The following is a 13,539-nucleotide window of genomic DNA, read 5'->3' on the forward strand; positions in this document are numbered from 1 at the left end:
GGTGATCTTTACACCAACAACAAACTACTTGAGCAGCCGGTAGCGGTCCTGAACAACCCCGTTACCCCGGTCCATCCGCTCAAGTAACTCAAAACGGCTGGCGTTGCTGGTGACGAAGATGCTGATTCCGTTACCGATCGCGACTGGAACGGTCAAGAGCTGCAACTCGTCAAGGACCTTGGCTTCGAGGAATTTCCCCGCGAGCTGGGCTCCGCCAACGATCCAGACATCGAGCTCTTTAGCGCTTTGGGCGATATCGCGGGACCAAAGTTCTACATCACCGCGTACGAAGGTCAGATCCGCTCCTTCGATTGACGGTAGTTCGTGATGCGTGAAAACCCACACGGGTTTCGACCCGTAGGGCCAGGCTTTGCCCTCCTTGGTCAGTTTTTTGACAAGCCATAGGTAGGTTTCCCCACCGAATACCAGGGCTCCCACGCTGTTAAAGAATTCTTCAAAACTTTGCCGGAACCCGGGGTTGCTCTCAAAGGCGTCGAGCCATTGCACATCTCCGTGAGAGTCCGCGATAAAACCGTCAATGGAGGCACCCACATAGTATTTGAAGCTCGTCATGGCTCTACTATATGGCTGGATTTGATCGCAAAGGTAGATGTTGCCATTCAGGGTTTCTAGATGACTAGCGGGTTTTGACATTGACGGGCCCACAGCGGACACACCGCTTTGCTGGTCACAACGTGTGACCAACCCGCCAACCCATCAGACTCCCCGGGATCCCAGAATCGCGTCTGGCGGAAAAAGAAAATTCCCCGGCGAATCACTTTGTGATTCTCCGGGGAATTTCGCTTTGGTGCCCAAGGTGGGACTCGAACCCACACATCTCTCGATACCGCATTTTGAGTGCGGCGCGTCTACCGATTCCGCCACTTGGGCTGGCACTTCATAAATATTACTGGAGGTTTTTTAAAATTCCTAATCGAGGATTTCGGATCGCTCACCTCGGGGGCCTACAGCCAAGTAGGATTGGTGCAGAAGCCCGAAAATTCGCGCTTTGCATCCTGCTATGTGATGTAGAGCGCACCTTGATTAACGCTGCCTGTAGAAGAGGAAATTCATTGAGCGAGCTGCCCGACATCACTAAGATTCCTGCGGAAACTCCAAGCCAGGCCCGCCGGGTGCTGGTGGCCGAGGATGAAACCCTGATTCGCTTGGATATCGTCGAAATCCTTCGCGCCGAGGGCTACGAAGTGGTCGCCGAGGTGGATAATGGTGAAAGCGCCATCGAAAAAGCCCGCGAATTGCGGCCAGATCTGGTGCTGATGGATGTGAAGATGCCGGTGCTGGACGGAATTAGTGCCGCTGAAACCATCGTCAAGGAGCGCATCTGCCCGGTGGTTCTACTCACTGCCTTCAGCCAAAAGGAACTGGTTGACCGTGCCCGCGAAGCCGGCGCGATGGCTTATGTGGTCAAGCCCTTCACCGAGGCCGACCTGACCCCGGCCATTGAAATCGCGATTTCTCGCCATGATGAGCTGCGCGCCTTGGAAGAGGAAGTGAGTAACCTCACCGAACAGTTCGAAACTCGCAAGCTCGTGGATCGAGCCAAGAGCCTGTTGATCACCAAAATGGGCTTGACGGAGCCAGAAGCTTTCCGCTGGATTCAGAAGACCTCGATGGATCGCCGCTTGAGCATGCGGCAAGTGGCCGAAACCGTGGTTGACCAAGTCAAGTAGGTCTTTAAAGCCAATTTTTTCGCCAGCGCCGACGGTGCTGGTCCGAAGGAAGCTACCAGCCCACTGCTCGCTTACCCGCGAGGTGGTCTGGTAGCTTCCTTACTTTGTGCTACCTCTCAACAGTGCTGCCGGAATGCTCAAGCTCAGGAGCCATAGCCCTTTAGCCCGTCAATCAGTGCCCAGATCGTCATGACAGTTACCGTGGGCAACAATAGTCCGGTCAACGGAATGCCGAAGTATCCCAGCACCAGCAGTGCATAGCTGACGACTAAGAACAGCAGCAGGCGTACGCAAGTCCGCTCGGCATTCTGGTGAAACTTTTCGGCGCGCTCCGCCGGAACGAAACGCGCATGGTTATGCAGGTCGGTTCGCTTGGAAAGAAATGAAATGAGATAAAACAGCGGCAACAGGACCGCACCCAAGACAAGCACCGTCCACCGTGGACCATAGCCATCGGGCTGGCCCAAAAAATTGTAATGGGTGACCACGGTGGGCGGTAAGAACGGGAAGCGCAGGAGCATTGCCGCGGTGAACCCCCAGATCAGCACCCAGGCCCAGCGCCGAGCCACCGGCACCCAAGCGATGCTCGAAAACCCGGCCGATCCCTGACGAACGAAGTTTTCTTGCCGGTGCGGTAAGTGGTTCACAGAAGTCAATCTAACATTTATGGTCGTGGGATAAGCCTCGGTACCTCAGCTGACCCGAACTAACAAACCGCGTGTGGCCCCATCCCTTGAAGAAAGAGATGAGGCCACACGCGGTGCATATTGCATTAGATCGAGGAGCTACGCACCTTCTCCTCAGCCCACGGACCAACCTTTTCACGGTCCGGCATCGGCTTGCCTTCGATTAGCTGACCGGCATCAGCTAAATCGCCCACCTTGTGGATCCGCAAGGAGTTGGTCGAACCGGCCTGCCCCGGGGGGGAACCTGCGGCAATGCACACCAGATCGTTGACTTCGGCCAACCCCTCGGAGAGCAGCCGTTGATCCACCTGTGCGGTCATTTTGTCGGTGTGATCGGCATACTCCACCAGACGTGCCTGCACACCCCACATCAGAGTGAGAATGTTATAGGTCTGCGGCAAGGGGGTGAACGCCAGCACCGGTTTATGTGGACGCAGCCGCGACAAACGGCGAGCCGAATCACCGGACTGGGTGAACGCCACAATGTACTTAGCGTCCAGTTGGTCCGCGATGTCCACGGCGGCACGGGTGATCGCCCCACCACGAGTCTTGGGTTTGGAACCCAAACGTGGGATTCGGTCCAGACCATGTTCCTCAGTCGAAGCGATAATCCGCGCCATGGTGGCCACGGTCTGCACCGGGTACTGCCCCACGGAGGTCTCCCCCGAGAGCATGACTGCGTCGGCACCGTCGATCACCGCGTTGGCGCAGTCCGAAGCCTCGGCCCGGGTCGGGGTCGGTGACTCAATCATCGATTCCAACACCTGGGTGGCCACGATGACCGGCTTCGCCCAGCGGCGAGCCAACTCGATAGCCCGCTTTTGGACCATCGGAACTTCCTCTAGCGGTAATTCCACACCCAGATCACCACGGGCCACCATTATCGCGTCGAACGCATCAATGATTTCTTCCAAGGCGACTACGGCTTGCGGCTTTTCGATCTTAGCGATCACGGGAAGGCGGCGGCCTTCCTCGTCCATGATCTCGTGCACTCGGGTGATGTCCTTGGCGTCACGCACAAATGACAGCGCCACCATATCTACGCCGGCTCGGATTGCCCAGCGCAGATCTTCCTCGTCTTTGTCGCTCAATGCCGGAACGTTTACGGCCACCCCAGGAAGGTTTATGCCCTTGTTGTTCGACACTTCCCCGCCCACCACGACTTCGGTGTGCACATTCTTCTCATCAACACTCACGGCACGTAATTGCACCTTGCCGTCGTTGACCAGCAAGAGGTCGCCGGGTTGAACATCGCCCGGTAGCCCCTTGAAGGTGGTGGAGCACAGGTTACGTTCACCTTCGATGTCATCGATGGTGATGGTGAACTTCTCGCCGGGTTCCAGAATGTACTTCGCATCTTCACGGAAACGACCCAAGCGGATCTTGGGCCCCTGCAGGTCGGCGAAGATGCCCACCGCACGGGAAATTTCCTGTGCCGCGTTGCGGATGTTCTCAAGATTTTTCGCGTGTGTTGGGTGATCCCCGTGGCTCATGTTCAAACGGGCAACATCCACACCCGCTTGCAGAACAGCCACCGTGTCTTCGTAGCTGGAAATCGATGGACCCCAGGTAGCAACAATTTTTGCGCGTCTCATACCGTCAGCCTAATATGCCTTTCATCCTTCACGGTGCGTCACCATCACCCAAAGGCTGAAAATGTGACGCACCTGTGACAATCACATGATGCTGATGGCACTATCGGTTGGTGCGACCGGTGCAGGAAGAGAGGTGCTCCCGATGAGTTCGCGGTCCACCGCCGCGGCAACCGAACGTCCCTCGGCGATGGCCCAGACGATCAAGGATTGCCCCCGTCCGGCGTCCCCGGCCACGAACATCGAGTCGGTGTTCGTCCGGTAGTAACCATCACGGGCGACGTTGCCCCGGTTGTCGAAATCGATACTGGCCTGTTCGATGAGCCCGGAAGTTTCCGGACCGGTGAACCCAAGTGCCAATAACACCAAGTCGGCTTTGATAACCCGCTCGGTGCCAGGCTTCGGGAGGCGCTTGCCAGCGACGAATTCCGTCTCTGCCACTGTAACACTGATCACCTGCCCTTGTTCACCATTGAAGCTCACCGTGGAAGCCAAATACTTCCGTTCGCCACCTTCTTCATGAGCTGAATGCACCTCAAAAAGTAATGGTGTCATCGGCCAAGGATGCTCCGCAGCCCGTTCGGTGGGTGGCTGTTTCCCGATGGCCAGCGTGGTGACGCTCGCGGCCTGCTGGCGCAGCGCCGTGCCTAAACAGTCCGCCCCGGTGTCTCCACCACCCAGAATCACCACATGCTTGCCATGTGCATCGATTGCCGGCTGAGCTTGGGTACCGGCGACGACCCGGTTGGAGTCTTTCAGATACTCCATCGCATGGTGCACCCCCTCCAGTTCACGACCCGGGATGGCTAGTTCGCGCGGCACCGTAGCTCCGGTGGCCACAATCACCGCATCATAGTCACGGCGCAGCTGATCCCACCCCAGATCCTTACCGATCTCGATGCCGCTGCGGAAGATGGTGCCTTCGGCACGCATTTGCGCCAGCCGGCGGTCAAGGACCGCCTTATCCAATTTGAAGTCCGGAATCCCGAAACGCAGCAGACCACCGATGGCTTCATCACGTTCATACACCGCCACCGTATGACCCACCCGGGTCAACTGTTGAGCTGCAGCCAAACCGGCCGGCCCGGAACCCACAATCGCCACCCGGTACTCGGTGTGCCGTTCGGGCAGCACCGGGGTGAAGTCTCCCCCGTCCATGAGGTGTTCGGCCAGTTCGGCTTCCACTTGTTTGATGGTCACCGCAGGTTGGTTGATCCCCAATACGCAGGCGGCCTCGCAGGGGGCCGGGCAAAGTTTGCCGGTGAGTTCGGGAAAATTATTGGTGGAGAGCAGGCGAGCTGCGGCCTCATCCAAATGTCCGCGATAGGTCAGATCGTTGAACTCGGGAATCAGGTTACCCAGCGGGCACCCCTGATGACAGAAAGCCACCCCACAGTCCATGCAGCGTGAAGCCTGAGCTTGCAGGGTGCCGGATTCTTGTCGCTGGACGACCTCTTGGTAGTCCATTAAGCGAATCGGGACCGGACGCTTTGGCTGGGTGACCCGTTCACGAACCTTCAGAAAACCTCGTGGATCAGCCACCGGTAACCTCCAAAATTTTGCTCCATACCGTCGCCGAGTCTGGGTTCTGCCCCGATTCGGCGGCCAGGGTACGGATTTCTTCTACGGCCGCGAAATCACGCGGGATGATGCTGGTGAACCGTTGCCGGGTGCTTTCCCAGTCCAGGACCAGCCGTTGGGCCAGCGGTGAGGCGGTGCGCGCGATATGTTCGGAAAGCAGTTGGAAAATCTGCTGTGCTTCGTCCTCATCGATACCGCGCAGCAGCAGGTCGCCTCCGGAGGCTGCCATAGGGTTGAGGTTGCGTTGATCAAAATCCAAAACCCAGGCAGCGCCGCCGGACATGCCGGCACCGAAGTTTCGCCCGGTGGGTCCCAAGATCAGCACTCGACCGCCGGTCATGTACTCGCACCCGTGCTCCCCGATCCCCTCGGCCACCAGTGTGGCACCCGAGTTGCGCACGGCGAAGCGTTCACCGACCTGACCGTTAATGAACATTCGGCCGCTGGTGGCACCGTAACCTAACACGTTGCCAGCAATCACCTGAGCTTCGGGTTGACCGGTGGTGCTCATGTCAGGGTGAATGGCAATTTGCCCGCCACTGAGTCCCTTACCCACGTAATCATTCGCATCTCCGGTCAGCTCTAAGCTAATTCCAGCGGGGAGGAACGCTCCCAGAGACTGACCGGCCTGGCCACTGAGATGCACACGGATGCTGTCATCGGCCAACGGCTCCAGCCCAAAAGTTCGGGTGACATGATGTCCGAGCAGGGTACCCACCGAGCGGTCGGTGTTGCTGATCTTGGACACAATGTCCACCGGACGGCGATCGCTCAGCGCAGGCTGAGCCTGGTCGAGCAACGCCAAATCCAAATGCGTCTCCAAACCATGGTCCTGCCCCGAGGTACGGCGGCGGGCCCTAGCGTCAACCGCTGGCACATGAGTGATTGCCCCTAGGTTCAACCCGGATGCCTTGTAGTGCGCGGCAGCCTGGCGGGTATTGAGCAGCTCGACCCGGCCAATGACTTCATCCAGTGTCCGGGCACCCAAGGAAGCGAGTAATTCACGCACCTCCTCAGCAATGAACTCAAAGAAGTTCACCACGAATTCGGCCTTGCCGTTGAAGCGTTCACGCAATTCCGGATTCTGCGTGGCCACACCCACCGGGCAGGTATCCAGATGGCAGACACGCATCATAATGCAGCCGGAAACCACCAACGGTGCCGTGGCAAAGCCAAATTCCTCGGCTCCCAAGAGCGCACCAATCAGCACATCACGGCCGGTCTTCAATTGACCGTCGACCTGGACGGTGACACGTTCCCGCAGACCGTTGAGGATCAGCGTCTGCTGCGCCTCGGCCAAACCAATCTCCCACGGAGTTCCGGCATGCTTCAAGGAATTCAGTGGGCTGGCACCGGTGCCCCCATCGTGACCGGAAACCAGCACCACATCCGCTTTGGCCTTGGCCACACCCGCCGCCACGGTGCCGATCCCGGCCTCCGAAACCAGTTTCACATGCACGCGCGCTGACGGGTTGGCGCATTTTGCGTCGTGGATCAGCTGCGCCAGGTCCTCGATGGAGTAGATATCGTGGTGCGGTGGCGGGGAGATGAGCCCTACACCCGGGGTGGAATGCCGGGTCTTGGCGATCCACGGGTACAGTTTCGCGGCCATGAGCTGACCGCCCTCCCCCGGCTTGGCACCCTGCGCCATTTTGATCTGAATATCATCGGCATGCGTCAAGTACAGGCTGGTGACCCCGAAGCGTCCCGAGGCGATCTGTTTGACCGCACTGCGGCGGCGCGGGTCAAGTAGCCGTTCGGGATCTTCCCCACCTTCCCCGGTGTTGGATTTGCCGCCCAACTGGTTCATGGCAATGGCCAGCACTTCGTGTGCTTCGGCGGAGATCGAACCGTAGCTCATCGCGCCGGTGGCGAAGCGTTTGACGATCGAACTGACCGGCTCAACCTCAGCAATGTCAATCGGGGTGACCCCGCTGGTGTCGAAGTCCAGCAGCCCGCGCAGAGTTTTCAGTTCACGCTGCTGATCATTGACGCCGTCCGTGTACTTTTTGAACACGTCATAACGCCGGGTTCGCGTCGAATGCTGCAAACGGAAGATGGTCTGCGGGTCGAAAAGGTGTGGGGGTCCTTCCCGCCGCCACTGATACTCGCCTCCGGTTTCTAATTCCTGCAGCTCAGTGGCGCCAAAATGTTTCGGGTAAGCGCGTTCATGCCGGGCGGCAGCTTCAGCAGCCACCACATCCAATTCAATCCCACCGAGTTTGCTCACGGTGCCGGTGAAGTATTGATCCACCACGCGCTGGGAGAGTCCCACGGCTTCGAAGGTCTGCGCTCCGCAATAGGAGCTGACCGTGGAGATCCCCATTTTGGACATGATCTTCTGCACCCCCTTGCCCAGGGCTTTGATCAGGTTGCTGGAGGCATGCGACTCATCCACGCCCTTCAGCCGCCCCTCGGCGGCCAGCTGTTCCACACTTTCTAAAGCCAGGTAGGGGTTAATGGCGCTGGCACCGTACCCGATGAGTAGTGCGATGTGGTGTACTTCGCGCGCATCCCCGGATTCGATGATTAGTGAGACCCGGGTACGGTTCGAACTCTTGAGCAGATGATGGTGCACCGCCGAGGTCAGCAACAGCGAGGGAATTGGTGCCCACGCGGCCGAAGAGTCGCGATCCGAGAGCACCAGATAACGCACCCCGCGGTTTACCGCCGCAGAGACTTTCTCACAGATTTCCTGTAACCGGGTGCGAAGTTCCTGCTCCCCACCATCCGGGCGGTAGAGTCCACGCACCTTCAAGGTGATTTTCTGCCCTTCCGGGTCACGCAAATTACTGATCTTGGCTAGCTGATCGTTAGTGATCACCGGGAAATCTAGGGCGATCTGTGGGGCGTGCACTTTCTGCAAGCTCAACAGGTTGCCATCCGGGCCGATCGAGGTGGCCATCGAAGTCACCAGCTCTTCACGGATCGCATCCAAGGGCGGGTTGGTCACCTGGGCAAAGGACTGCGTGAAGTAGTCAAAGAGCAGCCGAGGGCGTTGGCTGAGCACGGCAATCGGGGTGTCGCTACCCATCGCTCCCAATGGTTCGGCACCGGTGCTGGCCATCGGGCCGAGCAGCAGGCGCAGTTCCTCGGTGGTGTACCCGAAGGTCAGCTGCCGCAGTTTCACCGAGGCGGAAGTGTGACGCACATGCTCCAGCTCGGGGAACTCGTCCAGGGTCTTCTTATTCTGCTTCACCCATTCGGCCCAGGGTTTAGCGGCGGCGATCCCCGCTTTCACCTCGGCATCCTCGATGATGCGGCCTTCTTGCAGGTCCACGATGAACATCTTGCCCGGGGCCACGCGTCCCTTGGACAGGATCTGTGCTTCGGGCACGTCGATGACCCCCACCTCACTGGCCAATACCAGCAGGTTCTTGTCGGTCACCCACCAGCGTGCCGGACGCAACCCGTTGCGGTCCAGCACCGCTCCGGCCATCCGTCCGTCGGTGAAGCACACCGCGGCCGGCCCATCCCACGGTTCGATGAGCATCGCGTGGTACTCGTAGAAGGCCCGCAGGTTCGGGTCCATGCTCTGATCGTTTTCCCAAGGCTGCGGGATCATCATCATGATGGTTTCGGTGATATCTCGCCCGGAGAGCAGCAGCATCTCGGCTACCTCGTCGAAGCTGGCCGAGTCCGAGGCACCCGGGGTGCAGATCGGAAACATTTCCTCGGGTACTTCTCCCAGCAGCTCGCTGACCAGTTGGGATTGGCGCGCGCGCATCCAATTGCGGTTGCCCTTGACCGTGTTGATTTCCCCGTTGTGCGCGATGGTGCGGAAGGGCTGGGCCAGTGGCCAGGCCGGGAAGGTGTTGGTAGAGAAACGCGAGTGGACGATGGCGCAGCGGGTGGCGAATCGTGGGTCGGAAAGATCCGGGTAGAACGGCTCCAGCTGGGCGGTGGACACCATGCCTTTGTAGACAATGGTTTGCGAATCAAAGGAGGCGAAGTAGACGCCGAGTTTGTTCTGGGCGCGGCGGCGGATACGCCAGCAGGCGGCATCCAGGGCCCGGCTGCCGGGGTGTGGTTCAGGGGCGCTGAGGAAGAGCTGGGCGATATGTGGCATGCAGGCCGCGGCGGAGGATCCCAGAACGCTGGGGTTCACTGGTACTTGGCGCCAGCCGAGTAATTGCAGATTTTCTTCGCTTGCCAGGACAGCCAGTTCGGCCATCGCCTCGGTGCGGGTGGACTCGTCCTGAGGTAGGAAGGCCATGCCTACCGCATAGTTGCCGCGGGCGGGAAGCGGGAAATCGGTGACCTGACGCAGAAAGTCGTCGGGTAAGTGAATCAGGATGCCGGCACCGTCGCCGCTTCCGGCATCGGCCCCGACGGCGCCGCGGTGTTCCAGGCGGCGCAGGGCGGTCAACGCGTGGTTGACAATGTCATGACTGGCCTCATTATTGAGGCTGGCGATCATCGCCAAGCCGCAGGCATCCTTTTCGGCACCAGGGTCATACAGACCTTGGGCGCCGGGAAGCGCGGCGAACCGGGTGTAGGGCGAGGAATTCTCCTCGCCATACCCTGGCGAGGCGTTCAGCTGAACTCCGGTCATACTCATGAAATTGCCTTTCGTGCATGGTGCGTGAGGAACACGGCATCCAACACACGACGAAAGGCTTGGTTTGTGGCTATCGCCTGGCGTTGCACGCCATTGCCCCACTCCCGTGAACCCCGGTTGCCGGTGTTGTGCACCGGCCTGACCGCTTCGCTCTCGGGTTTGGGAACTTCCCCACCGCGTTGTGGTTGTCTCGATGCACCGTGCATTGCCAGCGGGTTACTGTGGCCTGCCACACGCCGCATCGGGTTACTAATATACGCCCGTCGTATTTCTTGGCGGTGACCTTTTATGTTTCAAACATGTTAAAAACAACCCGCCGCGAAACAGCAACAGAGCTGTTTCGCGGCGGGAAGGTTACCGGGACACGCCAGGTTTTCTAGCCTGCCGGAGGCGGGTCTTTGCTGCCCTTGGTCTCGTTCTCGGTTTCCCTTAGCGATTCCGTTTCGGCCGGTATCGGACTGCGCCCTGGCAAGAAGAATGAGTCCACCTTTTCGGAACGCAAACGCCCCAGCGAGTAGGCCAAACCAATCAACGCTCCGATCACCAGCAGGATCGCCAGCAATTGGTGGATACGCAAATCCAACGGCCCAACGCTGATCACTTCTGCCGCATCGATGCGGAAGACTTCCATGATGGCGCGGCCGATGCCATACCAGATGACATAGCAGGCGAACAGCGCACCGCGGCGCAAGGCGAATTTCTTATCAAACGCCAGCAGCAAGAACACACCGGCCAGGTTCCACAACGATTCGTAGAGGAACGTCGGGTGGAACAACGTCTCGGCCGGAAGCCCGTCCGGAAAGTTGTAGTGCTCCGGGTCGATTTCCAGACCCCAGGGCAAAGTGGTTGGTGAGCCGAAGAGTTCTTGGTTAAACCAGTTCCCCCAGCGTCCGGCGGCCTGTGCCAGCAGGATTCCCGGGGCGGCAGCATCGGCAAAAGCCGAAAGCCGGATCCCGGTGCGTCGGCAACCGATCCACGCGCCCAGTGCACCGAAGGAGATGGCCCCCATGATGCCCAACCCACCGAGCCAAATCTGCGGGATTTCGGCCCAGTGCGCTGGTCCGCCACCGAGCCCAAAATAGTATCTCGGGTCGGTAAAGATCACATGGTACAGCCGGCCACCGATGATGCCGAAAGGAATCGCCCAAATGGCAATATCCCATAGCGTATCGCTGGTCCCGCCGCGGGCGCGCAGCCGTCGACCCGTCAGCCACAAGGCCAGTACAATGCCCAGAAGAATACATAGCGCGTAGGCGTGGATGGTCAGTGGGCCCAGCGAAATCTGAGACCATTCCTGCGGCGGTGAAGGAATCGCGGCAGGGATCATGCTTGAACGCTTCCGCTTAACTCGGCGGCGAGGGCAGCCACGGCTGGCACCCCACCATCACGCAATGCCGCCACCAGAGCGGTTCCCACGATCACCCCGTCGGCGTAGGCACCGATCTCTTCCACGTGTTCGCGCTTGGAGACACCGAGTCCCACGCAGGCGTTTTCGGCACCGGCAGCATGCGCCGCAGCAACCACACCCTGAGCCGCGCTGGAAACATCGGACCGAGCCCCGGTGACACCCATAATGGAGACGCAGTACACGAACCCACTGGATGCTTCTACGGTCAGTTTCACGCGTTGCGCGGAGGAGCTCGGAGCTACGAGGAATACGCGTTCCAGATCAAATTCTTCACTGGCCGCCAGCCATTCGCCGGCTTCTTCCGGCACTAGGTCCGGGGTGATCAGCCCCGATCCGCCGGCCGCGGCGAAACGCTTGGCGAATTCATGCACGCCCATCCGCAGCACCGGGTTCCAGTAGGTCATTACCATCACTGCGGCATCACAGCGTGCGGTAATCCCTTCGATGATCTCGAAAATCTGGCTGACCTTGAACCCATTGGCTAGCGCCTGCGTGGTGGCCTGCTGGATGACTTCGCCGTCCATCACCGGGTCCGAGTAGGGAATCCCGATTTCGATAATGTCCACCCCGTTTTTGGCCACGGCAACCGCGGCCTCGATGGTGGTGGCCACATCCGGGAACCCGGCCGGCAGGTACGCGATCAGCGCCGGCCGACCTTCGGCCTTGGCTGCGGCAATTTTCTCAGCACTGGTGATACGCGACATCTACTGACCTTCCTGGGTGTCGGTGGCAGCTTCGGCTGCGGCATCGAGCAGACCGAACCATTCGGCTGCGGTGTGAACGTCCTTGTCGCCGCGCCCGGAAAGGCTGACCAAGATGTTCAGCTCAGCGGCTGGCACACCGGCAGCGATCTTTCGTTGGGCGATCTTGATGGCCCCTGCCAGGGCGTGCGAAGACTCGATTGCCGGCAGGATTCCTTCGGTGCGGCACAGCGCGCGGAAAGCGTCCATCGCTTCGGTGTCGGTGATCGGTTCGTAGGTCACCCGGCCAATATCGGCCAGGTAGGCGTGCTCCGGGCCGACGCCCGGGTAGTCTAGGCCCGCGGAAATCGAGTGCGATTCGATCGTCTGTCCATCGTCGTCCTGCATCAGGTAACTCTTCGCCCCGTGCAGCACGCCGGGGCGGCCCAGCGTGATGGTCGCGGCGGTCCGGTCGGTTTCCACTCCGTCACCGCCAGCCTCAAAGCCGTAGATCTCCACGTCTTGGTCGTCCAAGAAGCCGTGGAAAATGCCGATGGCGTTCGAGCCACCACCCACACAAGCGGCTACCGCATCGGGCAACCGTCCAGTCTGTGCCAGAATTTGCTCGCGCGCTTCATCGCCGATCACTTGGTGGAAGTAGCGCACCAGAGCCGGGAAGGGGTGACCACCGGCGGCGGTACCCAGCAGGTAGTGGGTGGTTTCCACATTGGCTACCCAGTCGCGTAAGGCTTCGTTGATCGCGTCCTTCAGGGTTTGGCTGCCCACGGTCACCGGGATCACGGTGGCACCGAGCAGTTCCATCCGGGCCACGTTCAGGGCCTGCCGACGGGTATCCTCCGCGCCCATGTAGACCACGCATTCCATGCCCATCAATGCGGCCGCGGTCGCCGAAGCCACCCCGTGCTGACCGGCCCCGGTTTCGGCGATGATTCGGGTTTTACCCATCCGCTTGGCCAAGAGCGCTTGGCCGAGCACGTTATTGATCTTGTGGCTGCCGGTGTGGTTCAGGTCCTCCCGCTTCAGGAAGATCCGTGCCCCACCGCAGAACTGCTCACCAAAGCGCTTGGCTTCGGTCAGTAGCGAGGGACGCCCGGAGTAATTCTTGTTTAGCTCCTGGACCTCGGCAACGAACGCGGGATCGTTCTTCGCGTCCTCAAAGGTCTGGGTTAGCTCATCCATGGCGGCCATGAGGGACTCAGGCATCCATCGTCCGCCGTACTGACCGAAGTATGGGCCGCTGGCGTTCTGCAACGAGCCGTCGGAAGTGCTCATTGGTTCCCTCTTTTCTCGCAAGATATGGGTAATGCCCCCACAGTGTT

9 protein-coding genes and 1 tRNA gene are annotated in these 13,539 nt (G+C 59.7%); 1 reads left to right on the forward strand and 9 read right to left on the reverse strand.

Translation table 11 applies throughout. From position 1 onward, the window contains the following. Window positions 1–24: 24 nt before the first annotated feature. Both ACQQZ8_RS09215 and ACQQZ8_RS09220 read right to left on the reverse strand, forming a co-directional pair. On the reverse strand, window positions 25–573 hold the full coding sequence (locus ACQQZ8_RS09215; RefSeq protein ID WP_431709541.1) for a dihydrofolate reductase family protein: 549 nt from the start codon (window positions 571–573) through the stop codon (window positions 25–27). A gap of 233 nt (window positions 574–806) precedes the next feature. Next, a tRNA-Leu gene (locus tag ACQQZ8_RS09220) sits at window positions 807–891 on the reverse strand. A 182-nt stretch (window positions 892–1,073) separates the two neighbouring features. Here ACQQZ8_RS09220 and ACQQZ8_RS09225 point away from each other — a divergent pair. Beyond that, window positions 1,074–1,691 carry an ANTAR domain-containing response regulator gene (locus ACQQZ8_RS09225; protein ID WP_431709542.1) on the forward strand — a complete coding sequence of 206 codons (618 nt, stop codon included), beginning with the start codon at window positions 1,074–1,076 and terminating at the stop codon, window positions 1,689–1,691. A gap of 143 nt (window positions 1,692–1,834) precedes the next feature. Here ACQQZ8_RS09225 and ACQQZ8_RS09230 read toward each other — a convergent pair whose 3' ends face one another. The 7 genes from ACQQZ8_RS09230 to trpB form a co-directional block, all read right to left on the reverse strand. After that, complete coding sequence (locus tag ACQQZ8_RS09230) at window positions 1,835–2,338, reverse strand: DUF1648 domain-containing protein (protein WP_431709543.1); 504 nt, start codon at window positions 2,336–2,338, stop codon at window positions 1,835–1,837. A gap of 125 nt (window positions 2,339–2,463) precedes the next feature. Continuing rightward, complete coding sequence (pyk, locus tag ACQQZ8_RS09235) at window positions 2,464–3,972, reverse strand: pyruvate kinase (protein ID WP_431709544.1); 1,509 nt, start codon at window positions 3,970–3,972, stop codon at window positions 2,464–2,466. Window positions 3,973–4,053: 81 nt separating this feature from the next. After that, a complete protein-coding gene (locus tag ACQQZ8_RS09240) occupies window positions 4,054–5,511 on the reverse strand; it encodes a glutamate synthase subunit beta (protein ID WP_431709545.1) in 1,458 nt (485 codons plus the stop codon). Then, on the reverse strand, window positions 5,504–10,111 hold the full coding sequence (gene gltB, locus ACQQZ8_RS09245) for a glutamate synthase large subunit (protein WP_431709546.1): 4,608 nt from the start codon (window positions 10,109–10,111) through the stop codon (window positions 5,504–5,506). The genes ACQQZ8_RS09240 and gltB overlap by 8 nt, the downstream gene beginning before the upstream one ends. A gap of 376 nt (window positions 10,112–10,487) precedes the next feature. Next, entirely contained in the window at window positions 10,488–11,438 is a 951-nt protein-coding gene (gene lgt / locus ACQQZ8_RS09250; RefSeq protein ID WP_431709547.1) for a prolipoprotein diacylglyceryl transferase, read from the reverse strand. Then, complete coding sequence (gene trpA / locus ACQQZ8_RS09255; protein WP_431709548.1) at window positions 11,435–12,223, reverse strand: tryptophan synthase subunit alpha; 789 nt, start codon at window positions 12,221–12,223, stop codon at window positions 11,435–11,437. The genes lgt and trpA overlap by 4 nt, the downstream gene beginning before the upstream one ends. Next, complete coding sequence (trpB, locus tag ACQQZ8_RS09260; RefSeq protein WP_431709549.1) at window positions 12,224–13,492, reverse strand: tryptophan synthase subunit beta; 1,269 nt, start codon at window positions 13,490–13,492, stop codon at window positions 12,224–12,226. Window positions 13,493–13,539 lie beyond the last annotated feature (47 nt).

Source organism: Glutamicibacter uratoxydans, from assembly GCF_050753455.1.
In the GTDB taxonomy this organism is placed as follows: Bacteria; Actinomycetota; Actinomycetes; order Actinomycetales; family Micrococcaceae; genus Glutamicibacter; species Glutamicibacter uratoxydans_A.

What these genes read in the sequence shown, in the direction of transcription:
- ACQQZ8_RS09215 (WP_431709541.1), bottom strand. Translation starts at nt 573, where the DNA reads ATGACGAGCTTCAAATACTATGTGGGTGCCTCCATTGACGGTTTTATC.
- pyk (WP_431709544.1), bottom strand. Translation starts at nt 3,972, where the DNA reads ATGAGACGCGCAAAAATTGTTGCTACCTGGGGTCCATCGATTTCCAGC.
- gltB (WP_431709546.1), bottom strand. Translation starts at nt 10,111, where the DNA reads ATGAGTATGACCGGAGTTCAGCTGAACGCCTCGCCAGGGTATGGCGAG.
- lgt (WP_431709547.1), bottom strand. Translation starts at nt 11,438, where the DNA reads ATGATCCCTGCCGCGATTCCTTCACCGCCGCAGGAATGGTCTCAGATT.
- trpA (WP_431709548.1), bottom strand. Translation starts at nt 12,223, where the DNA reads ATGTCGCGTATCACCAGTGCTGAGAAAATTGCCGCAGCCAAGGCCGAA.
- trpB (WP_431709549.1), bottom strand. Translation starts at nt 13,492, where the DNA reads ATGAGCACTTCCGACGGCTCGTTGCAGAACGCCAGCGGCCCATACTTC.